The organism is Bowdeniella nasicola (assembly GCF_900107735.1).
GTDB lineage: Bacteria > Actinomycetota > Actinomycetes > Actinomycetales > Actinomycetaceae > Bowdeniella > Bowdeniella massiliensis.
Genome location: NZ_FNQV01000004.1, coordinates 1 through 23,433, shown reverse-complemented (window position 1 = coordinate 23,433; position 23,433 = coordinate 1). Strand labels below are relative to the sequence as shown.

Genomic DNA, 23,433 nt, shown 5'->3' with positions numbered 1-23,433 from the left:
CCTCGGGAAATCCCGGGGCCCGTTTTCGCTGCTAGGAACCGGCCGTCGACTTCGTCGCCTCGGCCCACAGGTTAATGCCCGAATCCACGGCGTAGTGCTCGATGGCGTCGAGCTCGTCGTCGGTGAAATCGGTGCGGGATGCCGCCGCGAGGTTCTCCTCGAGCTGGCTCGTGCGCGAGGCGCCGATGAGCGCGGAGGTGACGGTCTGCTCGCCCTGGTCGCGCAGCACCCAGGAGATCGCGAGCTGGGCGAGGCTCTGGCCGCGTTCCTTGGCGATCGCATCCAGGTGGCGGATGCGCGTGAGGGTGTGCTCGTTCAGCATGTCGGCCGTGAGCGAGGAACCCGCGCGTGAAGAGGTGAGCTGGCTGGCCGGATCGTCGACGAGATACTTGTTCGTCAATAGTCCTTGGGCGAGCGGGGAGAAGACGATCGTGCCCATGCCGGCGGCCGCGCAGGCGGCGAGCAGCGAGGGCTCGTCTTCCACCCAGCGGTTGAGCATCGAATAGGAGGGTTGGTGGATGGCGAGCGGGGTGCCGAGCTCACGCGTGATCTCCTGGGCGCGCAGGGTTTGGTCGGCGCTGTAGGAGGAGATGCCGACATAGCGCGCCTTGCCCTGACGCACGATGAGATCGAGGGTGCGCAGGGTTTCTTCGAGCGGCGTGTCGGGATCGGGCCGGTGAGAGTAGAAGATATCGACGTAGTCCAGCCGCAGCGAGCGCAGGGAGTTCTCCAGCGAGCCCATGAGGTACTTCGCGCTGCCGCCGATGCCGTGCGGGCCGGCGAAAAAGTCCCAGCCGGCTTTGGTGGAGATGATGAGCTCGTCGCGGTAGGGGCGTAGGTCCTCAGCGAAAATCCGCCCGAAGTTCTTCTCGGCGGAGCCGAAGGGCGGGCCGTAGTTATTGGCAAGGTCGAAATGGAAGACGCCGAGATCGAAGGCGCGGCGGATGATCTCGCGCTGGGTGGCAAGGGGGCGGTCGTCGCCGAAATTCCACCATAGGCCGAGGCTGATGCGCGGCAGGACGAGGCCCGTCGCGCCGCAGCGGGCGGTGGGAAGCTGGTCGTGGCGGTTCTCGGCGGCGCGGTAGACGTCGGGATAGGTCATCGTTATTTCTCCGATTGGTAGGCGAGGCTGCCGGGGCGGGCATCGCATTCGGCGCCGAGTGCGATCCCGGAGGCGAGGCGCTCGCGGTGGGCGGTGAGTTGGGTGAGGGCGCGGTCGGCCAGGGCAAAGGGGTCGATCGTGTTGACGTTGATCTTCGTGCCGCCTTCGAAGCCCGCGAGCGTGGACACGCGCCATTTGAGCATGACGCGCCAGGGCATCTTGGTTTCGGTATCCGGCGGGCGGTGGTACCACTCCTCATTGGTGGCGATCTCCGGGCCGGTGGCGACGTGGCAGGCGTGGATGAGATCGGACATGCCGCGTACGGCGTCGGGGTGGTGCTTCCAGGGGAAGTTTGCGGCGGCCTTGGAGTAGATCTCAAGCGTCGGGAAGCGGTGGCCGAAGCCGGCAAAGGCGATGGCGTGCTCGTTTTCGGCGATGACGAGGCCGTGGGCGATGGCGTAGTTCAGGGCGAGGCGATTGTAGATATCGGGGCTGAGGGCTACCTTGGCGATCTCGCGTTCGGCCTGCACGCCGCGTTCGTCGATCGTCACGAGTTGCTTGTGCAGGTGGTCGAAGGAGGCGCCGGCGGGCTTGAGCCAGTTTTGGAAGGCCGCGACGTATTTGGCCTGCGGGTATTTGCGGTACAGATCGCGCATCGTTTCCACTGTCATGGCGATGTACTGGTGGTGCTCGTCGGGGCTGAGCGAGCCGGAGGCGGCGAGATCGGCGGTGGAGCGGGCGTCGTCGACATAGTGGCGGCGGGCGACGATGACGTCGTGGCCGGAGGCGAAGAAGGCGTCGGCAAAGGAGATGAGGGTGCGCTCATCGAGGGCGTCGATCTCGGATGCGGTGAAGCCGGAGGCGAGGAGTTTGGTGCGCACGATCGCGAGCACGTGCTCCCAGCCGGCGTCTTCGACGAGGTAGGCATCGCGCCGGTCGATCACCTGGGAGGGGATCTGGTAGCCGTAGTTCGATTGCCAGTACTCCAGCGAGAGGATCTCAAAGAGGTTCGGGATGCGGCGGAATTCGGCCGTCGTGTCAAAAAGCTTAGAGGCGGGCACGTTCAGCAGGGTGCGCCAGGCGCCGTCCTCGGTGATGATGCGTGCTTTTTCCGGCGGGGTTTCCAGGTAGCGGCCGGAGCAGAAGGCGCAGTGGTGGCCGGTGCGGGCGGTATCGACGGGCCCGGGCTCGGGGTTGGCGGGCCGCAGCGGGCGGTTGGCGCGGCCGGGGATCGTCCAAACCTCGGTGCCGGAGAGCGGATTGATTTGCTTGATCGTGCCATCGGCCATGCGGGTGATCGGGGCGGTCGCGGGCAGATTCAGCGTTGAGGTTTCCACCCCTCTACTGTAGGCCGATTGGCTCGGCGCGGTGGTGCGGGAGACAATGGGTCCGCTATGACCAGTTCTTCCGAAGCGCAGGTGCGGGTTCCCGCCGAAATCTGGGTGATGGTCGTGGCGGCTTTCGTGATCGCCGTCGGCTACGGACTGATCGCTCCTGTGCTGCCGCGATTCGCCGAGTCCTTCGATGTTTCCGTGACCGCGGCGACGATCGTCGTCTCGATTTTTGCCGTCTTCCGGCTGCTGTTTGCACCCGCGGGTGGGGCGCTCATCGACAAGCTGGGGGAGCGGCCGGTCTATATCAGCGGCGTGCTCATCGTGGCGCTGTCCACGCTCGCGGTGGCGACGGCGAACTCCTATTGGCAGCTCATCATCTACCGGGGCCTTGGCGGTATCGGCTCGGTCATGTTCACGGTCTCCGCGGCCTCCCTCATTGTGCGGCTCGCGCCGCCAAAGATCCGCGGGCGCGTCTCCTCCTATTACGGCGGCGCGTTCCTCATCGGTAACGTGATCGGCCCGCTGCTTGGCGGCCTGCTCGCCGAGATCGCGATCTGGGTGCCGTTCGTGGCCTACGGCGTCGCGCTCATTATGGCGGCCGCCGTCGTCGGGGTTTTCCTCTCGGGGGCGAGTCTGCGGCGCGATCCCGCGACGCCCGCGTTGCCCGTGATGACCGTGCCGGAGGCGCTGCGGGACTCCGCGTTCCGCTCGGCGCTCGGCTCCTCGTTTGCTAACGGCTGGACGAACTTCGGGGTGCGGGTCTCGATTCTGCCGCTCTTTGCCGCCACAATCGCGACGCAGACGTGGGTCGCGGGCGCGGCCCTTACGGCCTTTGCCGTCGGCAATGCCTCGATTTTGCTGTTTGCGGGGCGCATTACGGACCGCATCGGGCGGCGTCGTCCGATCATCGTCGGGCTGCTCGTGGCCGGAAGCCTGACCGCCGTGCTGGGGCTGGCTGATTCGATCTGGCTGCTCATCACGCTGTGCGCGCTGGCCGGGCTCGGCTCGGGCATCCTTAACCCGGCGCAGCAGGCGACCGTCGCCGATATCGTCGGGCCGGAACGGGCTGCGGGCAAGGTGATCGCGACCTTCATGATGCTCTCGGACTTTGGTGCGATTGTCGGCCCGATACTCGTCGGTCTCATCGTCGATACGGCCGGCTATTCGCTCGGGTTCGCCCTGTCCGGGCTCATGATGATTGCCGCGGCTATCGGCTGGCTGCCGGCACGCGAGACCGCGCCGGTGGGGCGCGATACCGGGCGCTAGGGCACGTCCGCCTGGACGAGCGTACCCGAGCCCTTGGCTTCGATGCAGCCATCGCTCGCGGGGACGAAGACGGCCTGGCCGCACTTCAGCCGCAGCATCTCGCCCGCTTCATTCCAGACCGAGATCTTGCCGTCGACGCACAGGATGACACGCGGACCCTGGCCTCGCACCACCTGGCGGCCGTGGCTTTCGCGCAGCCGCGTGACGTTCAGTTCGAAGTCATCGACCGGGGCGTAGAAGACTTCGGTGGCGCTGCCAAAAAGTTCGGGCGCGAGCCGGATGGGAGGCGCGGCGACGAAGTCGACGCAGCGCAGCATCTCATCGACGTCGACGTGCTTGTGGGTCAGCCCCGCGCGCAGCACGTTGTCGGAGGAGGCCATGACCTCCACGGCGAGGCCGGACAGATAGGCGTGGACGGTGCCGGTCGAAACAAAGAGGGTTTCGCCGCCGCGCAGCGTCACCGGGTTGAGCAGCAGAGCCGCGACCACGCCGGGATCACCCGGGTGTTCGGACTGCAGCAGCCCGACGATGGAGTCGGCTCGCGGTGAGGGGGATTCGGCGGCGGCAAGGCGCTTCGCGCACGCCTCCGCAACCGCCGTGACGTCTTCTTGCGATGGCCGGCGCGGCCCGGACACGAGCAGCGCAAACGCGCGCTTCATGCCGGCGGCAGTCGGGTCATCGCGCAGCACCTTGATGAGGCGCTCGGCCAGCGGCGCATCGAGGTCTTCCAGGAGTTCGATTGCCCGCCTGGGAGCCCGGAAGCCGCACATCGCCTCGAGTCTGGTCAGGGCGATGACCATCTCGGGCTTGTGGTTGGGATCGCGGTAGTTGCGGGTCGGGGCATCGAGCGGAATGCCCGCAGCTTCTTCCTTCTTATAGCCCTCGGCGGCGAGCTCGGCGCTGGGATGGACCTGCAGCGAGAGCGGCTTCGCGGGCGCGATGAGCTTCATGAGGAACGGCAGGGTATCGCCAAAGCGGGTGCGCACGTCTTCGCCGAGGGTGCCGAGCGGATCGGATTCGATCAGCGCCCGCAGGTCGGCAAATTCGTCATGATCGGGTAGCTCAGCAGGACCCGTCGGATGCACGCCAAACCACAGTTCGGCGACCGGATCCTCGGTTACCTCCTCCCCCATGAGCCACGGGATGGCATCGCGTGACCCCCACTCATACGTGCGGCGAACGCCACTCATGCGATACATGCAAACCTCCATTGGCAACGAGCGTCTCACCAGTGTACGCGCTCGCAACGCAGCTGCGGCTTGAGACTGGCCGAATTTCCCGCAATTTAGGGCACTGCGTCCGCAGGTTGAGCGAAGGCGGCTCAACTTTTCGCCCAGGGCGATCATGGCTGGCACTCTCGGTCCTCGAGTGCCAATAATGGGGTATCGGCCCGGAACGCCGGGCAGCACTGACTTGGAGGTTTCGACGATGGCAACTCGCTATGATCCGTTCCGCGAAATGGATCGACTGTTTAACGCATCCGTGCGACAGGCCCCGGTCTCTCCGGGCATGCCGCTCGACCTGTACCGGGACGGCGATAAGTTCGTCGCCCAGATTGATCTGCCGGGCGTGGACGCGTCCTCGATCGATATCGACGTCGAGGATCGGACCCTGACGATCCGCGCCGAGCGACGCTCGGTGACCGGCGAGGATCTGGAATGGCTCACCCACGAGCGTCCGACGGGGACCTTCGCCCGCCAGATTGGTCTCGGCCAGGGTGTGGCTCCGGACAAGATCGAGGCCGACTACGCCGATGGCGTTTTGACCCTCACCATTCCGGTGGCGGAGGAGGCCAAGCCGCGCAAGATTCAGGTCTCGCACGGCGGCTCCCGACAGACCATCGAGCACGACGCCGAATAACGCGCCCCGGGACGGGAACTCTCCACAGTTCCCGTCCCGAGGTCTATCCAAAGTGAGACACTGGGGCCATGAAACAGAATCTGCTCCGCCCCGAACCGACGCTGCTTCCCGCAGATCCTGCGGCACCCCTCATCGAGGAGGGCGCTAGCCCGCACGAGGTCGCCCGCCAGCATCCGGCATCCTCCCTGCCGTGGGCGCTGCTGTCGGAGCAGGCGTTCGCCGAGCGCGACGACGTCGCCGCCTACGCCTATGCACGTACCGGCTACCATCGCGGCCTGGACGCGCTGCGTCGCGCGGGATGGCGCGGCGCCGGCCCCATCCCCTTCGATCACCTGCCCAACCAGGGCTTCTTGCGCGCGCTCATGGCGCTAGGTAAGGCCGCCGCAGCGATCGGGGAGGACGACGAGGCCGAGCGCATCGTCGAATTCCTGTCCGACGCTGACCCCTCGATCGCACCCAAGAGCGAGCAGTGAGCGAGCCCGGCTGGGTGAAAGACGCCATCTTCTGGCACGTCTTTCCCCTCGGCGCGCTCGGTGCGCCCGATACCCGCGATGACGAGGACCCCCTCGCGGGGCCGGACGGCATCGCCCACCGGCTGCCGGATCTGATTGGCTGGCTCGACCACCTGCTCGCTATCGGGTGCAACGGGCTGCTGCTCGGGCCGGTCTTTTCCTCCTATTCCCACGGCTATGACACGCTCGATCACTTCAGCGTGGATTCGAGGCTCGGTGATGAAGCGGACCTCATCGAGCTCATCACGGCCTGCCACGAGCGGGGCATCAAGGTTGGGCTCGACGGGGTGTTCAACCACGTCGGGCGCGGCCATGCCCTAGTCGCGGATCGCCTGGATGACCCGTCGACGACATTTTTTGAAGGGCACTCGGGCCTGGTCAACCTGGATTATCCGGCCGCAAGCCCGCTCGTTGCCGAGGTGCTGACGTACTGGTCGGAGCGCGGGGTGGATTGCTGGCGGATGGATGCTGCCTACGCCATGAACCCCGCCACGTGGCAGACGATCCTGCCGCCAGTGCGCGAACGTTTCCCGGAGCTCTATATCTTCGGCGAGGTCATCCACGGGGACTATCCGGCGATCGTCGCGGAATCGGGATTCGACTCGGTGACGCAGTACGAGCTGTGGAAGGCGACGTGGTCGGCGCTGAACGATGCCAATTTCTACGAGCTTGAACATGCGCTGGCGCGGCACGCGTCCTTCCTTGAAACCTTCATTCCGCAGACGTTCGTCTCCAATCACGACGTCACACGGATAGCCTCGCGGCTTACCGACCGGCGGCATCTGGTCCACGCGGTGGCGCTGCTCGCGCTCGTGCCCGGAACGCCGAGCATCTACTACGGCGACGAGGACGGCTTTACCGGCACGAAGTACGAGCGGCTCGGGGGCGATGCGGAGATCCGGCCGCAGCTGCCGGCCTCGCCCGCGGAGCTATCCGAGTTGGGACGCGGCCTGCGGGCGCGCTACCAGGAGCTATTCGGCTTCCGGCGCCGCCACCGCTGGCTGCACGATGCCCACCTGGAGGTCATCGAGCTGACCAACACGCTGCTCGCGCTGCGGCTCACGCCACGCGAGGAGGCGGCCGCGCCCGTCTACCTCGCGCTCAACATCGGCGATGAGCAGGCGCGCGTCGGTGACCGCGACGTTCGCGCGCATGACATCGCCTACTGGGCGGATCAGGCATGATGGAGCATCCGGTCATTCTTGCCTCGGGCTTTGCGGGCGGCGTCGCGTTTCGCGACCGCGTGCTCTTTCGCCGCGCGGATGGCAGTTACGCTGACCTCGCGGGCGAGGTCCACGTCGAGCCGGGGGAGCTCACGAACGTGCGCGAGCTCGATCTTCTCGCGCATGATGTCCTGGCGGACCTCAACGACTCCTACGACCCGTGGGACCTGCGCCTGCAGTTGCGCTCCATCCCGAACGCCGTGGTTACCCGCCAGCTCTCGCACGTGCCCGATGTGGTGCCCGCGGGCGAGGGGCCGCGCTTGGCCGGTCGCTGCTGCGATGCGCCCACCAATCCGTGGTTCGAACCGACGACGCCCTCGGATGATCGCTTCATTCCGATCATCCGCTCGGGCTATTACGGCGTGTGGCGGCACGTCGGGTTTCGCATCCGATTGCTGCCGGCAGACGCCTGCCAGCTCATCGCCTATGGGGATCCGAGCGAGGCCGTCGGGCTCGCCTTTACGCCGACCGATAGCCCGGACGCGCCCTACGTGGCAAGCATCGATCAGGCAGAGCTACAGGCGCTCTACACCGTGGAGGGGCGGGCCGTGGTCGATCGGCACCTCGTGACGATCTGCGGCTCGCGGCCCGGCGTGACGATGGTGACGGCGCAGGACATCCCCGAGCATGAGCGGGTGCGGCAGATCGCCGCGGCCGCTCGCTTCCTCGCCGAGGCGCGCGGCGATGACTTCGCGGGCGATACCTCGCTTGCGGGCGTGCAGCCGATCGATGCGGGGCCGAGCTGTAACGTCGCGGCCTCGCGGCCGCTGCCGGCCACCCTCGAGGTCGATAACCGCGAGGTGCGCGCCATCCGGATGGAGCGCACCGACTTCGTGCGCAGCGCCTCGGGCTGGCAGGGCAATTGGCGCGAGCGTCGGCCCGCGATCTACCTGTCCGTCATCCCGCAGTTCTAGCGTTCAGCAAACAGCCAGCCGTAGGCCTCGCGCAGCAGGCCGAGCATCGCCGCCTCGTCGAGGTCGCGGATGGCCGCATGGGCGTGCTCGATCGCGGCGTCCTCGGAGTCGAAGGCCGCAAGTGGGACGAGCATCGCGGGATCCTCGTACTCCAGGGTGCCCACCGAGGTGAGCGCTACACCGATGACGGCGAGGGGGCGATCCTCGCGCTGGACGGCGCCGCCGGTGAAGGCGCACGTGAAGCTCGGGGCGTCCTTGGCATTGGTCGAAAAATCGGCCGTCACCGTGAGCTCGGCGCCAAGGCCCCCGTCGATCACCAGCGGGACCGACATGCCAAAGGGCTCACTGCTGCCGCGAAGATGGGCGGAAAAGTCTCGTCCTGCCATGGGTTTCTCCTTTCCCCATCGGCCCCATTGCCGATACGTCTAGCCTACTGCGCCCCAGGGCCCTGATGGCGGGCCTCGCGCTCGCGCGGCAGCTGGGTGCGGTAGATGAAGGAGTGGATCGGCACCGGCACGCCGAGCGTCGCGGCACGCGAGACGATCGCGCCGTTTTGGGCGGCGAGCTCGCTCGGGCGACCGGCCGCGAGATCGCGCTGCATCGAGGACGTCGCATCGGGCGCAAAGGACTCGGCATAGATCGCGAATGTCTCCTCCTCGTCGGCGTCGGTGAAGTTAACGCCGCTGGCGCGCGCGACGTTGGCCGCCTCCGTGATCGCCTCGCGCACGAGCCGGCGGGTCTCGGGGTGGTCGCGAGTGACGCCGACAGGCAGCCCGGAAACGGCCCCGATGCCGCCGTAGGAGGCAATGAGGGCGAGCTTCTTCCACAGCGCGAGGTGGATGTCGGGCGCGAGGCTGGCAGCGATCGCCGATTCGTCGATCGCGGCGACGATCGGGGCGGCGTCGCCGATGGCATCGAAGAGCCCCACGAGCAGGGTGGCGTCCGCCCCGAGGAGGGTGAGCGCGCCGGGGGCGGTGCACTGGACATGCACGACGCAGGTGGCGGCGAGGATGGGCGCGTCGGGGAAGAGCTCGCGCGCGATGATGGGGGCGTCGATCCCGTTTTGCAGGGTGAGGATCGGCGTGCGGGCATCGTAGCGACCCTCGATGCGCTGCAGGGCTTCGCGGGCCTGCCAGACCTTGGTGGCCAGGATGATGCAGTCGGGCGCGCGGGGCGGTGGGCTCGAGACAATCGGGAGGGGCGCGATGGTGCCGGTGTTCTCGCCGCGGGTGAAGCGCACGGCGGTTGCTTCTTTTGAGGTGGGGCGGGCGAGGACGGTGACGTGGTGGCCGGCCTGGGTGAGGCGGGCCGCGAAGTACAGGCCCATCGCGCCGGATCCGATAATGAGGAATTTCATGGCTACCTTTCGGTGAGCTCCGCGATGAGGGCTGCGGCTTGGGCGTCGTCATCGGAGAGCGGATCGGGTAGATCGATCTGGGGGCGTGGTGGGGAGTCGAGGCGGATGTGGGCCCAGCCGACGGAGGCGGAGCGGCCCGCCGCTGCGCACGCCGCGACGAAGGCGCCGCGGATGCGGGCGCGGGTGCCCGTGGGCGGGGTGGTGCGGGCGGCGGCGACCTCTTCGGGGCTGACCCAGCTAGCCATGAGGCCCGCGCGGCGCAGGCCCGCGGCGAGGCCCGTGGTATCGGAGATGTCGTGGAAGGCAAGCATCGTGCGCAGCACGCGCGGGTCGGCGTAGCCCTCGGGCGCCGAGGCGGCGACGTGGCGCGCGAGGGTGGCCTTGATCGCCCAATCGAGCTCGGTTTGCACGCTCGAGTAATCGCCCGATTCGAGGGCCGCAATGCCACGGCGCGCGAGATCGAAGGTACGGGCGGTGAGCGGATCGTCGGGCAGGGTGGGCGCGATCCGGTCGCACACGAGCGTGAGGAGCTCGGGGCAGGTGATGGGCGAGCGGCCGCCGGTGCGCTCGGCGGGCGAGTTCGGGTCCAGGTTCCAGGCCCGCGTGGCGGCGATCGGATCGGCGAGCTCGCATTCGACCAGGTCCCAGCCGCCGGCCTCGATCAGGGCGAGCAGGGCGTCGGCGAGCAGCACCTTGACGGCCGTCGTCGCCTCACACCTGGCCGCGTCGCCCGCGATGATGTGCAGGCGGCGCCAGCGGGTCTTGTCCGCGTGGGGTTCGTCGCGGGTATTGATGAAGGCGCGGCCGCGGGTGGGGTCCGCGGAGGTGGGTGCTGTCATGAAGGGTGCGCGGGCGGAAAACAGCAGCGGGGCGAGCGCCGAGGTGGGGCGCTCGGTGTGGGCGACCTCGCCGGGGAAGGGCAGCAGGCCCGCGCCGGTGAGGATTTGGCGGGCGGCGAGGAAGCCGACGAATCCGGCGGTGGGCAGCTCGGGGCTACGGCGAATCTGGTAGTTCTCGTGGCAGCCGAAGGTGTTGCCGTGGGCATCGGCGTTTGATTTCAGCAGGTGGATGCGCGCCGCGGGCTCTCGCGTGGCGAGGTCAGCGTTGGCGGTGGCGAGCATGTCGGCGAGGATGGCGTCGCCCGCGCGGTCCTGGGCGAGCACGTCGGATAGGTAGCGGCATTCGGCGCCGGCGTATTCGGGGTGGGAGCCGATGTCGACGTAGAGGCGGGAGCCGTTGGCTAAGAAGTGGTGCGCGCTGCGGTGGCGCTGCGGCGTGTGGCGGAAAATCTCGTTGACCGCGGCCTCGGCGGCAAGGGGCGGGGCGCTATCGTCGGGGACCCGCGCCAGGTGCGCGCTCGCCACGCCGTATTCAGTTTCGATCCCGCAGGCACGGGTGAGCGGCCCGGCAGGGCTCACTGGCCGCCCTTTTGCACGAATCCTTGGACGAAGCTCAGGGCGTTTATCTCAAGGACGTCGTCGATATCGGCCAGGACTTGATCGAGGCCCTGGGCCGTGGGGTTAGGACCGGCGGGCGTGGGCGGCTCGATGGGTTCGGCCGCGTCCTCGTGGGTGGTTTCTTTCTGGATGCGCTTGGCCATTACTCCTCCTTGGGTTCATGGTAGATGCCTTCGTCCCAGCCCTCGGTGTGTGGATCGGGTGGGACATCGAGGCCCAGGTGCGTCAGTGCGGCGAGCGCGCTATCGGTCGCGGCGATCGCGGCGCGGGCTTCGGCGGCGGTGGGGTGGTGCGGATCGGACAGGGTGACGCGCAGCAGGTGGGGTCGCGCCGAGTCCACGACGAGGGAGGTCCAGCTCGCGGCCCAGATCTGGTCCGGATAGGCGGCAAGGAAGGCGGCGCGGCCGCCGGCGCGCGTGTTCTCAGGGGCGGCGAGCTCGGCCCGCGCGATCTCCTCGTCGTCGATGTTCTGGCGGATCGTGCCGGCGCGCTGCAGGGCGGCGGCGAGCGAAGCGGCCGGATCGAGCATCGCGAATTGCAGGTCGGCGGCCGCGATGCGCGGATCGTCCCAGCCGCAGGAATACTTCGCGCGTAGGCGCTGCAGCAGCTCGTACTTCGCGCACCACTGCACGAGGCTGGCGGCGGCGTGCGGGCCGACCGCAAGGGCGTCGAGGGCCTCGGACCACAGGTCGAGCACCTCGCGGGTTTCCGCATCGCAGCGATGCGCGCGGCAGGCGGCAAGGAAGGCGCGCTGGATCTGCAGGGCGCTCGCCTGCCCGCCGGCGGCCAGCGGCGCGGTGGCCGACAGCGTCGGGTCATAGCTGAAGGTGCGCACGGCGGCGACCGGATCGGCGAGGCGGAAGCGTTCGGCGAGGTCGGCCGCGTCCTCGGGGTGGTTCTCGATGAGGGATAGGACGGCGGAAAGGCTTCCCAGGCGCAGCAGGATCGTCGGCGCGAGAACGGAGGAATCGGCGGTGATGACGTGTAGGCGGCGCCACCGGTTGCCGCTCGCGTGCGGTTCGTCGCGGGTGTTGATGATGGGGCGCTCGCGGGTGGTGTACAGGGAGGTTTCCTGCTCGATGAAGTCCGCGCGCGCGAAGATCTGGAAGCCGGGTTCTTCGCTGCGGCGCCCGATACCGACGCGGCCCGCGCCTCCGATGATGGGCCGGGTGACGAGGAAGGGCAGGAGGGTTGCCGTGATGAGGTCCCAGCTGGTGGCGCGCGACATGAGGTAGGACTCGTGGGCGCCCCAGGCTTGGCCCTTGCCGTCGACGTTGTTCTTCACGAGCACGCAGCGCAGATCGGCGGCAGCACGTTGCATGAGGCGATCGCCGGCGAGGTCATAACGCATGGCCTCTCGCGGACCGAGGGCCTCGGGCGCGGCGTATTCGGGGTGGGAGTGGTCGACGTACAGACGCGCACCGTTCGGGCCGTGGATCGCCGAGCCGCGGTAGTAGTGCGCCTCAAAGGGGGTCAGGCGCGTGACCCAGCGGGTGGCGGCCGATGTCAGCGCCGCGCCGGCGCCTTCGTTGGTGCGGGCCTCGGCCGGCAGGTTCGTGTGGGTGAAACCGCGAGCGTCGGATCCCGGGGCTTCGCCCGAGTAGTCAAAGCGCGTGCCCGCCCCCGCCTCGAGTGCCCGGCCGGTGGCCGCGGGGACGTGGAGTTGGCTCGGCTGGCCCTCGGCGGCCAGGGCGCGCGCGTAGGTGAAGAGCAGTTTGGTCGCCAATTCCTCCGGATCGGCGTCCGGATCAGCGGGATCGAGCAGGGCGTATTCGGTTTCCACGCCCTGGATGCGCGAGACCGAGATCATGCGTCACCACCGGCCACGGGGATCACCGCGACGATGGGATCGCCGCCGCGGCCCCGCCCGATGACGCGGGCCCACTCCTCCGGGTCGCTCGCCCCCGGCAGATCCGCGCTGTCGGCAAGCTCGCGCTGCAGCGCGTGACGGAGGTGATCCGTGCTGAGCCCGCGCGTGCCGGTCTCGAGGTAGGTCTTGATCGCCGCCGTCTTTGCGCGATCAACGATCGTGGCGATCATGGCGCCCGAAACGAGATCGGCGAGGTGCCACGTCTCGGTCGCCCCCGAGCGGCGGCGTACCGTCAGCAGCGCGGTGTGCTCGTCGCGGGTGAATATGGCGGCCAGCAGGGCCGAGCGCATGGCGGCAACGGCCTCGGCGACGCCCCCGGCGGCCTCGATCTCGGCCTCGGCGATTGGCAGGTCCGCGGTGAGGTAGCGGGCGAGGATCTCGGCGCTGCCGGCCTCATCTGGTCGGTCGATGCGGATCTTGACGTCGAGGCGGCCGGGGCGCAGGATTGCCGGATCGATCATGTCCTCGCGGTTGGAGGCACCGATGACGATCACGTTGCGCAATTCCTCGACGCCATCGATCTCGGCGAGTAGCTGCGGCACGACCGTCGTCTCGACGTCGGAGGAGACCCCCGAACCGCGCGTGCGGAAGAGCGATTCCATCTCGTCGAAAAAGATCACGACGGGCAGGCCGAGCGCGGCCTTGTCGCGGGCCCGCGCGAAGATGAGACGGATGCGTCGCTCAGTTTCGCCAACGTACTTGTCCAGCAGCTGGGGGCCCTTGATGTTGAGGAAGTAGGCGTCGGCGCCCGCGGTTCGTGACAGCGAGGTGGCGATCGCCTTGGCGATGAGGGTTTTGCCGCAGCCGGGCGGGCCGTAGAGCAGCACGCCCTTCGGTGGGCGCAGGCGGTGTTCGGTGAAGAGTTCGGGGTGGGTGACGGGCAGTTCGACGGCGTCGCGGATCTGTTCGATCGCCTCGGATAGCCCGCCGATTGCCTCCCACGGCGTGTGCGGTACCTCCTCCAGCAGCAGGTCCTCGACCTCGGCGCGCAGCACCCGGCGCAGCGCGATTCCGTCGCGCAGATTGGCGAGCAGTGAGTCGCCAAGGCGCAGGCGCTCGCGGGCGAGGTCCCCGGCCAAGCGCAGGACGCGGCTGTCCTCGCCGCGCACGATGACGAGGACGTGGTCGTCATCCAGGCGCTGTTCGACGGCGACGATATCGCCGGTGTCCTCGGCTTCGGTGGTGGCGATGACGCAGAGGTGGTCATCGAGGATGACGCCGGTGCCGGCCTGCAGGCCGCCGAGCGGGACCTGCTGGGAGACGGCCACGCGCATCTTGCGGCCCGCCGCGGAGATGTCGACGATGCGCTGGAGGGCGTCGACGGTGCGCAGGTAGGTGCCAAAGCTGAGCGGGGGCGCGGTGAGCCGGTCGATCTCCTGGCGCAGGCTCGAAAGCTCCTGGCGGGCGGCGGACAGGGCGTGGGCGAGGCGGGCATTCTTGCGCGCGAGCTGGTCTTCGGTCTCGCTCATCGTTCGCCTTTCACATGCGCCATTGCGGATACGGCTATGGTACCGCGAAAACCGCGGTAATGGGACGGTCGTACTAGATTATCGTGGCGCGCCATCGCGCCAGGAGCTTGGCCTCGGCGCCGCATGACAGCGGGCGCGTCTCGCCCGCCGCCGTATCGCGGATGACCTCGACGAGTTCGTCGGTATCCTCGCGCCGCACGCGGATCTGCCAGCGGTCGGCCTCGGCCGATAGCGTCGTGAGCTGCCAACCCGTCAAACGCGCGACCCCGAGTTGCTCCTGGACCGTGGCGAGCGCGACCTGCTGTTCGGGAGGTAGTGCGGACATCCCGCGGTTATGCCACGTGTCGTTCAGGTCGGGCGCGATGATGCCCATCGAGCCCGCATCGATCGCGGCGACGACCCTCTCGGCGCTCGCTCGCGCGAAGGTGAAGCCGCTCGGCAGCAGTACTCCCGTCGGGGCGAAGCGATGACCGCCGGTGTGCGAGGTTTCAAAGACGAGACCGCCGCGCTGCTGCGCCGCCTCGATCGCCACGGGCCGGCCTTCGAGCGCGCAGCACAGGTCGCGCGTGCCGTTGGTGCACACGAGGGCGACGGCCTCGCGAGAGACAACGAACCGGTAAAACAGGGCGAGCACCGCATCGGGGGTGGGGGAGGTCAGCGCCTCGGGCGTCAGGCGCTCCAGTTTGGCGGGATCCGTGACGGTGCCGCGCACGAGCCACGGCTCGCCGCTCAGTCCGCCCGCGATGAGCAGAACGCGCTTGTCATCGCTCTCGCTCACGCGCTTATTGGGCTCTCGGATGAGGCCAAAGCGGCCGCCGACGGAGCTCACGAGCGCGTCGATGCGGGCGCCGAGCTCCGGATCGAGGTCCGATTGGGTGACGGCCTTACGGCCCCACGCGCCGGGCTGTTCGAGCATGACCCAGCAGGTCGCGCGGGCCGCGGTGCCCGCCGCGATCTCGTCGATCCCCGCCGATCCCATCGAGCAGCGTTCGCTGGTCTTATCGTTATCGCTCACGCAGTTCTCACCTACCTAATGCCACATTAACCGTTCAGGAGGCGGACGCGAATCGAGTCATGACGGCATCGAGCATGGCCTCGGTGAGGCGGCCCGTGAACGTGTTTTGTTGCGAGACGTGATAGCAGCCGAAAAGGCGCACGCTGCCGTAATCTGCCACCAGCTCGACCTCCGCGCCGTGGCCGAATCGCGGCGCGGGTCGCGGCACCTGCCAGCCGAGCGCGCGAGCGGTTCGCAGCACGGACTGCCAGGCGATACCGCCGAGCGCGAGGAGAGCGATCGGGCGAATGAGCGCGAATTCGCGCTCGATCCAGGGCGCGCACGTCGCAATCTCGGTGGTGGTCGGTTTGTTCGCGGGTGGCGCGCAGTGCACGGGGGCCACCATGCGCGCGCCGAACAGGTCCAGGCCGTCGGCGGCCTCCTCGCTCGAGGGCTGGGAGGCGAGGCCGACGCGGAACAGCGAGGCGAAGAGCCAGTCGCCGGAGCGATCCCCGGTGAACATGCGACCGGTGCGATTACCGCCGTGGGCGGCTGGCGCGAGCCCGACGATTAGGCGCCGCGCGGCGGGGTTGCCGAAGCTCGCAACGGGGCGTCCCCAGTAGGGCTCATCGGCGAAGGCGGCGCGCTTTACCCGTGCATGGTCTTCCCGCCAGGCGACGAGGCGAGGGCACGCCTGGCACACCGTGACGTGGGCATCGAGCTGCTCGGTCGCCTCACATGAGGTCGCGAGGTGGGAGACCTCAGCGGCGCTCGTTGCCACCGCCGTCGCGGCGGTAGCTGGATCGCCCGGCCAGCCCGTGCCGGGAGGGACGGGGGAGGCAAACAGCTGGCCGGTGCCGGGGTGGGCGAGCAGCGGGCACGGCGGTTCGCCGGCCTCACTCATTCGCGCTCGGCGAGGTGGGCCTCGAGGCGCTCGACCTTGCCATCGAGCTCACCGGTGAAACCGGGGCGAATATCGGCTTTCAGGACGAGCGAGACGCGAGAACCGTAGGCGCCGACGGCCTCGGTCGCGCGCCTCACGACATCCATGACCTCATCCCATTCGCCCTCGATCGTCGTGAACATCGCGTCGGTGCGGTTAGGAAGCCCGGAGGCACGCACGACCTCGACGGCGGCGGCGACGGCCTTGGCCACGGATCCGGATTCATCAGCGGAGCCGGAGGGGGCAACAGAGAAAGCAACAAGCATGCCTCAACTGTAGGCACAATAGTCTTCATGCGTCCCGCCACTTCCGCCGCGATCCACGCCCGTACCTGGATCGATGGTGAGCCCGTCGATACCGACCTGGAGCCGGCGACGATCCGCCACGCCCTGGAAGACCCAAGCACGCTGTGCTGGATCGATCTCGTGGCACCGAGCCCCGAGCAGCTCGGCCACCTCGCCGACGAGTTGGGGCTCGATCCCACGACGGTCGAGGACGCGCTCGCACCCCATGAGCGTCCCAAGCTCACCGAGATCGATGGCCGGCTCTTCTTCGTCGTCTACGCCACCGATATGGAAAGCCGGGCCGAGGACCGGGAAGCGGGCCGGTTGCAAACCTCGCGAGTCTCGGGGTTCTTGCTCGATCATGGCCTCGTGACGGTGCGGCTCGATGAGGACATCGATATTCCGCGCATCATGGCCAACGCGGACCGAGAGCTGGCTGCTCGCAGCTCCGATGACATCGGTGTTCTGGTCCATGTCCTGTTTGACTACATCGTGGATGGCCACTTTGAGACGATTCAGCTCATCGACGGTGATCTCGAAGACCTCGAAGACGAGCTGTTTGCTGAGGGCGGTCCTGGGCCCGAGTTCTCGGCCAAGGCCTATGCGGTCAGGAAGGACCTGGCCAAGCTGCGGCGCTACGTGGTGCCGATGCGCGAGGTGGTGCTCGGCCTGATCCGGCACGAGTTCGCCGACCGGCCCGATCCCTGGTTCCAAGACCTCATGGATCACGTCTTGCGTGCGAGCGAGTGGACCGATTCGCTGCGCGATGTCATCCAAAACCTCGTGGAGACTCATCTGCAGCTGCAGGACTCGCGGCTGAACACGGTGATGAAAAAGCTTGCGGCGTGGGCCGCGATCATCGCGGTCCCGACGCTTGTGACCGGATGGTTTGGACAAAACGTGCCGTTTCCGGGAGAAGGTAATGCCGCCGGGCTCATCGCCTCGATTGTCCTTGTTGTGGGGCTCTCGGCCAGCGTCTACGTCGTCATGAAGCGAAAGGACTGGCTGTGATCGAGCAAGGGGAGCGCCGGAGCCGCCTGGGGCCCGAAGTCCTCATTGTCCTTGGGCTCTCGCTCGGCCAATCGGGCATCTATTCCATCGTCAATATCATCGCGCGTCTGACCGCTGCGACGCCGCTGCGCCAGCAGAGCGCCGGGTTGAACACGTCCTTGAGCGCGCGCCCGTATCTGGATCTGACCTACCAGCTGCTGGCGATTGGCTTCGCCCTCGTGCCTGTGGTGCTAGCGCTGTATTTCCTGTCAGATTCCGGCAAGAGCGCACTGGCCCGAATCGGATTCGAGTGTCGTCGTCCCGGGCGTGACCTGCTGGCCGGAATTGGGCTTGGCGCCCTCATCGGGATCCCGGGACTCGGGTTCTACCTGCTGGGGCGGCTCATCGGTATCACCGTGAACGTCTCGCCGGCGGGGTTGCCGTCATATTGGTGGGCGGTACCGGTCTTGATCCTGGCGGCGCTGAAAAACGCGGTGCTGGAAGAGGTCATCGCCGTTGGTTACCTGTATGAGCGCCTGGAGCAGATGGGCTGGAAAGTGCCGGCCATCCTTACGGCGTCAGCTCTGCTGCGCGGCACCTATCATCTCTATCAGGGCATCGGTCCGGGGATCGGCAACGTCGTCATGGGTGTGGTCTTTGCCGAGTATTACCGGCGTACGCGGCGCGTCATGCCGCTCGTCGTTGCTCACACACTGATCGACCTGGTGGCTTTCGTCGGATATACCCTTCTGCCCGAGAGCTGGCTCGCCTGGCTCTAGCGGCGGTAGTAATCGACGAAGTTACGCACGATCTTGTGGGATGCCGAGACGTCGAACTTTGCCGTGTAATCCTTGACCTCTTGTGCTGATTCGGCCGGGAAGTACCCCGCGTCCTTGTACACATCGATCCGCAAGTGAATCCCGGGGATGTCGAGTTCGGGATGGAATTGCGTGCCGTAGAGATTGTTCTTGATCCGAAACATCTGCACGGGACACGCCTGAGATGACACGAGCAAGGTGGCGTGCGCGGGTAGTTTCGAGCAGGCCTCCTTATGGCCGACAAAGGACCTGAACTCGCGCGGGATCCCTTCCAGTAGTGGGTCGGAAAGACCGGCGTCGGTGATCCTCATAATGGGGGCGCCGATCTCTTCGCCGTAGGTGAAGTCGATCTGTCCGCCCTGGTGCCGCCCGAGGGTGCCAACCCCGTAGCATGCGCCAAGCAAGGGGATGTCTTGGGGAACTACTCGATCCAGGAGTCCCGAGAGTTCGTGCTCGACTCGAATCTGGGTGTCGGATTTGTGTTCCCGCGGAATCGAGCCCGTAAACGGGCTGCCTCCGAGCATGATTCCGGAGATCGCTGACAGGTCGATCTCGGGTAGCGGCTCAGATTCCAGCCGGATCCGGATGAGCTCGGTTTCCTTTAGCCCTCCAAAACGTAAGAAGAGTTCGTATTCGGCGTCGGCGGTTTCGTCCTCGGGACGCGTGGCAATCAGAACAAACGGCTTCATACCGCTCCCATAAAGGAGAAGTACAGGTAGAGCACCATCAGCTGTATTGCCGTGACAACCGAGCCGATAACGATGCCGGCAATTGCTAGCCCCTGGCCATTGCGGCGGCGGTTGGCGCACCGTTGTAGTCCCACGACCCCAAAAACCACACCCAGCAGCGGTAGCGCAGGGATGAAGAAGAGGAGGGACAGCACCAAACTCGTCACTGCCGTGGACTCCGTCTTAATCTCGGGCGCTTTGTAGCCCGGTCCGGAAAAAACGGCGGATGCGTCTATATCTTCGGTACCAGGAAACACAAGGTCCACGGGGTCAGATACGGGCGGCTGGCGGGTCATGTGCTCAGCATACGGCGTGTCGAGGGGGCAGTCTCGGCGCTGGTTGTACAGTGTTCCCGGAAAAAGGCCACGGCCGACCACGGAGGAAACCCATGTCAAACCCCACCAAAGGATTCTGGACGCTTCACGGCGACGGAAAAAAGATCGGTCCCGGTGAGATCGTCACCCCGCATGAGCGGTTGAGTTGGTCTCTCACCGCAGGGATCGGAGCACAACACGTAGTGGCCATGTTTGGGGCCACTTTTTTAGTGCCCTTGTTGACCGGCTTCCCGCCCTCAACCACGCTGTTCTTCACCGCAATCGGCACGCTGATCTTCTTGATCACGACTGCGGGCAGGCTCCCGAGCTACCTTGGCTCATCCTTCGCGCTCCTTGCCCCGATTGGGGCTGTGACCGGGTTCGTGCCCGGTGAGGGGACAGCCCTGGATCCACACAAGATGGCGCTCGCCCAGGGCGGCATCATCTCAGTTGGACTCACGCTCGCGGTCGTCGGTGTCATCGTCCACTTCGCGGGTGTCCGCTGGATCGATGCGGTCATGCCTCCGGTCGTCACCGGCGCCATCGTTGCCCTCATTGGCTTCAACCTAGCGCCGGCCGCATGGAACTGGGTGAAGCAGGCGCCCGTGACCGCCGTGATAACCATTGTCGCGATTCTGCTCATCACGGTCCTGTTTAAGGGAATCGTCGGACGCCTGTCCATCCTGCTCGGTGTTCTGGTCGGATATGTCACCGCTGCCATTCGCGGCGAAGTGAATTTCGAAGCCATCGGAGATGCCTCCTGGGTTGGCCTTCCCGCGTTCCACGCACCCGCATTCGACCCGAGCTACCTCGGCCTCTTTGTCCCGGTGGTGCTCGTGCTCGTGGCAGAAAACGTCGGGCACGTGAAGTCGGTGGCGGCGATGACGGGAGACAATCTCGACGATGTCACCGGGCGTGCGCTCATCGCCGATGGTGTATCGACCATGCTGGCCGGATCCGGAGGCGGCTCCGGCACGACGACCTACGCCGAGAACATCGGCGTCATGGCAGCCACGCGCGTGTACTCGACCGCTGCCTATGTCTGTGCCGCGCTCTTCGCGCTGGGCCTTTCGATGTTGCCGAAGTTCGGTGAAGCAATCGCGACGATCCCCGCCGGCGTGCTCGGCGGCGCAGCTACCGTCCTGTACGGCATGATTGGCATGCTCGGGGTGCGGATCTGGGTCCAGCGCCAAGTGGACTTCTCCGATCCCGTGAACCTCAACACCGCTGCTATCGCCCTCATCGTCGCGATCGCGAACTACACGATCAACGTGGGACAGATCAGCTTCGAGGGAATCGCTCTCGGCTCGGCGGCCGCGATCATCATCTACCACGTCATGCGGGCAATCTCCCGCTGGCGGGGGACGTCGTTCGAACCGGCCTCCCCGGCATCAGCGCCGGGCGGAGTCGAGCTGAATGGTGAGGACTTCGGGCGCGGAGTCCGCAAGTCTCGCTAATTCCTAGCCGTCACCTTCCGCCGGGGCCTCCTCTTCAGGGGGCTCCGGCGGTGTTTTGCATCCTTCTGGGGCCACGAACGGCTTATCTCCGACGGCATCAGCACCCGCCATTTGGCTGTACTCATCGCCGACGATGACATCGATCGACTCCGTATCGCGCTCTTCGAGCGTGACGACGGAATCGGGAAACAATCGGGAGATGGTGTAGCCCTGAACGATCTGTGACTGATTGACGCGAATGAGGGCCGTGCCGGGATAGCCCGCATCGAAGTTGCCCGTCTGACCGACCTTGAGTCCGAGGTCCTTGAGCTCCTTTGCAGTTGCGCCCGCGAGGCCAACGCGGCTCGTCCCGTTGTAGACATCTACGGGTAGATCTTTCAGCGCTACCGGCACCGAGTCGGCCGGAGGACATACGGCCACAGTCGTATTCCCGGTCTCCTCTTCCTCTGGCACGGTGAAATCGCGCGCGAACGGGGAAGGGAGCAATCCGGAGAACTGAGCAAGAGACAACACGAGCGCGAGCGCGAGGAGCAGTCCGAGGCCACCAAAGATCACCGCCTGGCGTTGCCACAGGCGACGATGACGTTCCTTGGTCGGATTCGAATCTGAGGGGGTCACAGAATTTACCGTAGTAGATAAACGGTCCTGATGTGATCGACCCTGAGGACGATGCGACCCGGAAAATTGGTGGAGACTGTAACGGTTTGGTCTCGGTGGCGTCAAGGGGTGGCACCAGTGTGATGCGCCGCATAGCATGAGTGAATGACCGAACAAGCATCGAGGGCGACCGAGTCTTGTCCGACGCATTGGCGAGCGCTTAAGGCTGGCTTAGTCTTCGCCACTTTGGGAATGCTGATTGCTGGCTGCACGTCAGGCGGCGCATCGACTTCTACTTCTCCGGAGCCTGCCGAAAGCTCGATTCAGTCCGACGACGGGGTGAATCGGGAAGACCTTCCTGAAGTCAAAGTCGATGCGAACGGAGAACGGTCTTTTCCGGAGCAAACGCACCAAGAGATGCTAGACGTGATGTGGGAAGAAGTCCTTGCGAGTCTTCCGGAGGGAGCAGTTTCTCCGGAGCGGCCGTCAGTCAGCCTAGTTGCGTATCAGGAATCGATGGGCCCTTACGCTGAGTGCTTAAAGCAGCAGGGGTGGAGTCAAACGAAGTACTTCCCCGATGTTGACGAGGTGGAAGTGGAAGTCCCGGCCGGTCAGTCGGCGGCCTTCGATATCTCTCGCTATACGTGCTACGGACAGTATCCGAAGAAGATGCGTCCACCGATGAATGAGCGTGAAATCGGCGAGCTATGGCAGTGGAGTATGGATGAGTCCATCCCATGCCTTGCTCGCGAGGGCTATACCGTTACGGGCTTTCCTTCCAAGGGCGCTTTCGTTGACGGCTACTTCGCAGAGCGAACATACAAATTGCCTGCAAGTATCGTCGATGCGCCAAGTGACGTCATCGATCGATGCCCACAGTTTCCGGAGAGCTTGAGGGATTAGTAGCGATTTGGTTGTATCCGTTAATGATGAACTCATTGGAAGGCGTTCTGTTCGGTGCCTGGTAGGTGAGGGTGTTTCTTTGGGTGCCAGTAGGGAGATTAAATTGGCCTGGTGAGGATTCCGACTTTTGTAGGGGGAGGGAATACAAGCAAGGTCGATCCCGAACTCCGGTAGTGCCTGCTCGCTGAGACCAGTTGTGAGCACGAGTCACTGGCTGCGACCTGCAGTGACGTTGGTGGGCTGCTGGAAGTGAACCTTGAGACACTGCGCGTGTGGCAGCGCCTCTATGTGATCGATACTGGTTTAAAGTCCGGTTTTACTACTGACAGGGCAGAGGAGAATTGGCGCTTGCGCCGCGAGATCGCCGAGGTGAAGAAGGGAACCTAGCTTATCAAAGCTGCGAGCGTGTTTTCGGGAAGCAACTCGACCGGTACCGAACGAATTGATCGGATTGGTTGACGAGCATTGTGATCGTGTCAGAGTCGTATTCCTCTGCCGTGCGTTGTGTGCGGTATATGGTGTGTGTTTCATTTCTCGCGGATACCGGGCCGCGAAGGAACAGCCCAATTCGGATGGGTAGGTGCGTGATGATCTTTTCGTGCCGCAGATCCCGCAGCTGGGAACGAAGCGTGTTGGCGGGTAAGGGCGGCAGAAGTTGCACGCCCCGGAGAAGCGCGAGAGGTGCGAGATCGTCCGGGGTCAGAGGGGGGTGTCAAATAGTTTGTGTAAGCCGTGTCGGAAGGAACGGTGATTATCATGACTATGTTCGATAAATCTTTGCCGGGTAGGCCTTCGGGTCAGGACCTGGTTGACCAGCTCAAAGCTTCGGGGCAGCTTGATGCCTTGTTCGCTCAGATCGATGCGGGGGAGGTGGAGCTGACTGGTGATGGTGGTTTCGTGCCTGCCCTGGTTAAAGCAGCTCTTGAACGTGGCCTGCAAGCGGAGCTGACGAGCCACCTGGGGTACGAGAAAGGCGCAGCTGACGCGGCAGCGCACGCGAATTCGCGTAACGGTACGACTTCGAAAACAGTCCATAGCGAA

Annotated in this window: 26 protein-coding genes; 11 read left to right on the top strand and 15 right to left on the bottom strand. The window is 66.0% G+C overall.

What is annotated here, in order from left to right; all coding sequences use genetic code 11:
* Positions 1-31: 31 nt before the first annotated feature.
* Positions 32-1,102, bottom strand: coding sequence for an aldo/keto reductase (locus BLU67_RS03540; RefSeq protein ID WP_092562255.1), 1,071 nt, complete (start codon positions 1,100-1,102; stop codon positions 32-34).
* A gap of 2 nt (positions 1,103-1,104) precedes the next feature.
* Positions 1,105-2,391, bottom strand: coding sequence for a DUF4921 family protein (locus BLU67_RS03535; RefSeq protein ID WP_092562730.1), 1,287 nt, complete (start codon positions 2,389-2,391; stop codon positions 1,105-1,107).
* Between the two features lie 105 nt (positions 2,392-2,496).
* Between BLU67_RS03535 and BLU67_RS03530 the strand changes: the two genes are divergently transcribed.
* The gene (locus BLU67_RS03530) at positions 2,497-3,702 is read left to right on the top strand and encodes an MFS transporter (protein ID WP_092562252.1); all 1,206 of its coding nucleotides are present in this window, start codon (positions 2,497-2,499) and stop codon (positions 3,700-3,702) included.
* On the opposite strand, the gene manA is transcribed toward BLU67_RS03530, so the two are convergent.
* A complete protein-coding gene (gene manA / locus BLU67_RS03525; protein ID WP_092562249.1) occupies positions 3,699-4,901 on the bottom strand; it encodes a mannose-6-phosphate isomerase, class I in 1,203 nt (400 codons plus the stop codon). The two genes, BLU67_RS03530 and manA, sit on opposite strands and share 4 nt — an antisense overlap.
* 229 nt (positions 4,902-5,130) lie before the next feature.
* Between manA and BLU67_RS03520 the strand changes: the two genes are divergently transcribed.
* The 4 genes from BLU67_RS03520 to BLU67_RS03505 all read left to right on the top strand — a co-directional run bounded on the left by BLU67_RS03520 (position 5,131) and on the right by BLU67_RS03505 (position 8,211).
* Positions 5,131-5,562: an Hsp20/alpha crystallin family protein gene (locus tag BLU67_RS03520; protein WP_092562246.1), complete on the top strand. Its 432-nt coding sequence runs from the start codon at positions 5,131-5,133 to the stop codon at positions 5,560-5,562.
* A gap of 68 nt (positions 5,563-5,630) precedes the next feature.
* Entirely contained in the window at positions 5,631-6,035 is a 405-nt protein-coding gene (locus tag BLU67_RS03515) for a DUF3151 domain-containing protein (protein WP_092562243.1), read from the top strand.
* The gene (locus tag BLU67_RS03510; RefSeq protein WP_092562240.1) at positions 6,032-7,258 is read left to right on the top strand and encodes an alpha-amylase family glycosyl hydrolase; all 1,227 of its coding nucleotides are present in this window, start codon (positions 6,032-6,034) and stop codon (positions 7,256-7,258) included. The genes BLU67_RS03515 and BLU67_RS03510 overlap by 4 nt, the downstream gene beginning before the upstream one ends.
* Positions 7,255-8,211, top strand: coding sequence for a hypothetical protein (locus tag BLU67_RS03505; RefSeq protein WP_143027325.1), 957 nt, complete (start codon positions 7,255-7,257; stop codon positions 8,209-8,211). Before BLU67_RS03510 ends, BLU67_RS03505 begins: the two co-directional genes overlap by 4 nt.
* Here the strand turns inward: BLU67_RS03505 and BLU67_RS03500 are convergent.
* The 9 genes from BLU67_RS03500 to BLU67_RS03460 all read right to left on the bottom strand — a co-directional run bounded on the left by BLU67_RS03500 (position 8,208) and on the right by BLU67_RS03460 (position 16,567).
* Positions 8,208-8,597: a hypothetical protein gene (locus BLU67_RS03500; protein WP_092562234.1), complete on the bottom strand. Its 390-nt coding sequence runs from the start codon at positions 8,595-8,597 to the stop codon at positions 8,208-8,210. The two genes, BLU67_RS03505 and BLU67_RS03500, sit on opposite strands and share 4 nt — an antisense overlap.
* A gap of 44 nt (positions 8,598-8,641) precedes the next feature.
* The gene (locus tag BLU67_RS03495) at positions 8,642-9,568 is read right to left on the bottom strand and encodes a ketopantoate reductase family protein (protein ID WP_092562232.1); all 927 of its coding nucleotides are present in this window, start codon (positions 9,566-9,568) and stop codon (positions 8,642-8,644) included.
* 2 nt (positions 9,569-9,570) lie between these two features.
* A complete protein-coding gene (locus tag BLU67_RS03490) occupies positions 9,571-10,986 on the bottom strand; it encodes a proteasome accessory factor PafA2 family protein (protein ID WP_092562230.1) in 1,416 nt (471 codons plus the stop codon).
* Positions 10,983-11,168, bottom strand: coding sequence for a ubiquitin-like protein Pup (locus tag BLU67_RS03485; RefSeq protein WP_092562226.1), 186 nt, complete (start codon positions 11,166-11,168; stop codon positions 10,983-10,985). Before BLU67_RS03485 ends, BLU67_RS03490 begins: the two co-directional genes overlap by 4 nt.
* The gene (locus tag BLU67_RS03480) at positions 11,168-12,835 is read right to left on the bottom strand and encodes a proteasome accessory factor PafA2 family protein (RefSeq protein WP_092562223.1); all 1,668 of its coding nucleotides are present in this window, start codon (positions 12,833-12,835) and stop codon (positions 11,168-11,170) included. Before BLU67_RS03480 ends, BLU67_RS03485 begins: the two co-directional genes overlap by 1 nt.
* A complete protein-coding gene (arc, locus tag BLU67_RS03475; protein ID WP_092562220.1) occupies positions 12,832-14,364 on the bottom strand; it encodes a proteasome ATPase in 1,533 nt (510 codons plus the stop codon). The genes BLU67_RS03480 and arc overlap by 4 nt, the downstream gene beginning before the upstream one ends.
* Before the next feature lie 73 nt (positions 14,365-14,437).
* Positions 14,438-15,379, bottom strand: a complete 942-nt coding sequence (locus BLU67_RS03470) for a sucrase ferredoxin (protein ID WP_092562217.1) — start codon at positions 15,377-15,379, stop codon at positions 14,438-14,440.
* Between the two features lie 34 nt (positions 15,380-15,413).
* Positions 15,414-16,262, bottom strand: coding sequence for a uracil-DNA glycosylase (locus BLU67_RS03465; RefSeq protein ID WP_092562214.1), 849 nt, complete (start codon positions 16,260-16,262; stop codon positions 15,414-15,416).
* Positions 16,259-16,567, bottom strand: a complete 309-nt coding sequence (locus BLU67_RS03460) for a thiamine-binding protein (RefSeq protein WP_092562211.1) — start codon at positions 16,565-16,567, stop codon at positions 16,259-16,261. Before BLU67_RS03460 ends, BLU67_RS03465 begins: the two co-directional genes overlap by 4 nt.
* Before the next feature lie 27 nt (positions 16,568-16,594).
* Here BLU67_RS03460 and BLU67_RS03455 point away from each other — a divergent pair, with 27 nt between their 5' ends.
* On the top strand, positions 16,595-17,596 hold the full coding sequence (locus tag BLU67_RS03455) for a magnesium transporter CorA family protein (RefSeq protein ID WP_092562208.1): 1,002 nt from the start codon (positions 16,595-16,597) through the stop codon (positions 17,594-17,596).
* Complete coding sequence (locus tag BLU67_RS03450; RefSeq protein WP_222842361.1) at positions 17,593-18,354, top strand: CPBP family intramembrane glutamic endopeptidase; 762 nt, start codon at positions 17,593-17,595, stop codon at positions 18,352-18,354. The genes BLU67_RS03455 and BLU67_RS03450 overlap by 4 nt, the downstream gene beginning before the upstream one ends.
* Here BLU67_RS03450 and BLU67_RS03445 read toward each other — a convergent pair.
* Both BLU67_RS03445 and BLU67_RS03440 read right to left on the bottom strand, forming a co-directional pair.
* On the bottom strand, positions 18,351-19,082 hold the full coding sequence (locus tag BLU67_RS03445; protein ID WP_092562201.1) for a glutamine amidotransferase: 732 nt from the start codon (positions 19,080-19,082) through the stop codon (positions 18,351-18,353). The two genes, BLU67_RS03450 and BLU67_RS03445, sit on opposite strands and share 4 nt — an antisense overlap.
* The gene (locus BLU67_RS03440; RefSeq protein ID WP_092562198.1) at positions 19,079-19,417 is read right to left on the bottom strand and encodes a DUF4190 domain-containing protein; all 339 of its coding nucleotides are present in this window, start codon (positions 19,415-19,417) and stop codon (positions 19,079-19,081) included. The genes BLU67_RS03445 and BLU67_RS03440 overlap by 4 nt, the downstream gene beginning before the upstream one ends.
* Positions 19,418-19,509: 92 nt before the next feature.
* On the opposite strand from BLU67_RS03440, the gene BLU67_RS03435 reads away from it, so the two are divergent.
* Entirely contained in the window at positions 19,510-20,892 is a 1,383-nt protein-coding gene (locus tag BLU67_RS03435; RefSeq protein ID WP_092562195.1) for a uracil-xanthine permease family protein, read from the top strand.
* A gap of 3 nt (positions 20,893-20,895) precedes the next feature.
* Here BLU67_RS03435 and BLU67_RS03430 read toward each other — a convergent pair whose 3' ends face one another.
* Complete coding sequence (locus BLU67_RS03430; RefSeq protein ID WP_176780686.1) at positions 20,896-21,510, bottom strand: LytR C-terminal domain-containing protein; 615 nt, start codon at positions 21,508-21,510, stop codon at positions 20,896-20,898.
* 144 nt (positions 21,511-21,654) lie between these two features.
* Between BLU67_RS03430 and BLU67_RS03425 the strand changes: the two genes are divergently transcribed.
* The 3 genes from BLU67_RS03425 to BLU67_RS03420 all read left to right on the top strand — a co-directional run.
* On the top strand, positions 21,655-22,392 hold the full coding sequence (locus BLU67_RS03425; RefSeq protein WP_143027324.1) for a hypothetical protein: 738 nt from the start codon (positions 21,655-21,657) through the stop codon (positions 22,390-22,392).
* Positions 22,393-22,641: 249 nt separating this feature from the next.
* The gene (locus BLU67_RS12225; RefSeq protein ID WP_176780685.1) at positions 22,642-22,779 is read left to right on the top strand and encodes a hypothetical protein; all 138 of its coding nucleotides are present in this window, start codon (positions 22,642-22,644) and stop codon (positions 22,777-22,779) included.
* Positions 22,780-23,154: 375 nt separating this feature from the next.
* The coding region (locus BLU67_RS03420) for a transposase (RefSeq protein ID WP_176780696.1) at positions 23,155-23,433 on the top strand (279 nt) is incomplete at its 3' end.

What these genes read in the sequence shown, in the direction of transcription:
- BLU67_RS03540 (WP_092562255.1), bottom strand. Translation starts at nt 1,102, where the DNA reads ATGACCTATCCCGACGTCTACCGCGCCGCCGAGAACCGCCACGACCAG.
- BLU67_RS03535 (WP_092562730.1), bottom strand. Translation starts at nt 2,391, where the DNA reads ATGGCCGATGGCACGATCAAGCAAATCAATCCGCTCTCCGGCACCGAG.
- BLU67_RS03530 (WP_092562252.1), top strand. Translation starts at nt 2,497, where the DNA reads ATGACCAGTTCTTCCGAAGCGCAGGTGCGGGTTCCCGCCGAAATCTGG.
- manA (WP_092562249.1), bottom strand. Translation starts at nt 4,901, where the DNA reads ATGTATCGCATGAGTGGCGTTCGCCGCACGTATGAGTGGGGGTCACGC.
- BLU67_RS03520 (WP_092562246.1), top strand. Translation starts at nt 5,131, where the DNA reads ATGGCAACTCGCTATGATCCGTTCCGCGAAATGGATCGACTGTTTAAC.
- BLU67_RS03515 (WP_092562243.1), top strand. Translation starts at nt 5,631, where the DNA reads ATGAAACAGAATCTGCTCCGCCCCGAACCGACGCTGCTTCCCGCAGAT.
- BLU67_RS03505 (WP_143027325.1), top strand. Translation starts at nt 7,255, where the DNA reads ATGATGGAGCATCCGGTCATTCTTGCCTCGGGCTTTGCGGGCGGCGTC.
- BLU67_RS03500 (WP_092562234.1), bottom strand. Translation starts at nt 8,597, where the DNA reads ATGGCAGGACGAGACTTTTCCGCCCATCTTCGCGGCAGCAGTGAGCCC.
- BLU67_RS03495 (WP_092562232.1), bottom strand. Translation starts at nt 9,568, where the DNA reads ATGAAATTCCTCATTATCGGATCCGGCGCGATGGGCCTGTACTTCGCG.
- BLU67_RS03485 (WP_092562226.1), bottom strand. Translation starts at nt 11,168, where the DNA reads ATGGCCAAGCGCATCCAGAAAGAAACCACCCACGAGGACGCGGCCGAA.
- BLU67_RS03480 (WP_092562223.1), bottom strand. Translation starts at nt 12,835, where the DNA reads ATGATCTCGGTCTCGCGCATCCAGGGCGTGGAAACCGAATACGCCCTG.
- arc (WP_092562220.1), bottom strand. Translation starts at nt 14,364, where the DNA reads ATGAGCGAGACCGAAGACCAGCTCGCGCGCAAGAATGCCCGCCTCGCC.
- BLU67_RS03465 (WP_092562214.1), bottom strand. Translation starts at nt 16,262, where the DNA reads ATGAGTGAGGCCGGCGAACCGCCGTGCCCGCTGCTCGCCCACCCCGGC.
- BLU67_RS03460 (WP_092562211.1), bottom strand. Translation starts at nt 16,567, where the DNA reads ATGCTTGTTGCTTTCTCTGTTGCCCCCTCCGGCTCCGCTGATGAATCC.
- BLU67_RS03455 (WP_092562208.1), top strand. Translation starts at nt 16,595, where the DNA reads ATGCGTCCCGCCACTTCCGCCGCGATCCACGCCCGTACCTGGATCGAT.
- BLU67_RS03445 (WP_092562201.1), bottom strand. Translation starts at nt 19,082, where the DNA reads ATGAAGCCGTTTGTTCTGATTGCCACGCGTCCCGAGGACGAAACCGCC.
- BLU67_RS03440 (WP_092562198.1), bottom strand. Translation starts at nt 19,417, where the DNA reads ATGACCCGCCAGCCGCCCGTATCTGACCCCGTGGACCTTGTGTTTCCT.
- BLU67_RS03435 (WP_092562195.1), top strand. Translation starts at nt 19,510, where the DNA reads ATGTCAAACCCCACCAAAGGATTCTGGACGCTTCACGGCGACGGAAAA.
- BLU67_RS03425 (WP_143027324.1), top strand. Translation starts at nt 21,655, where the DNA reads ATGACCGAACAAGCATCGAGGGCGACCGAGTCTTGTCCGACGCATTGG.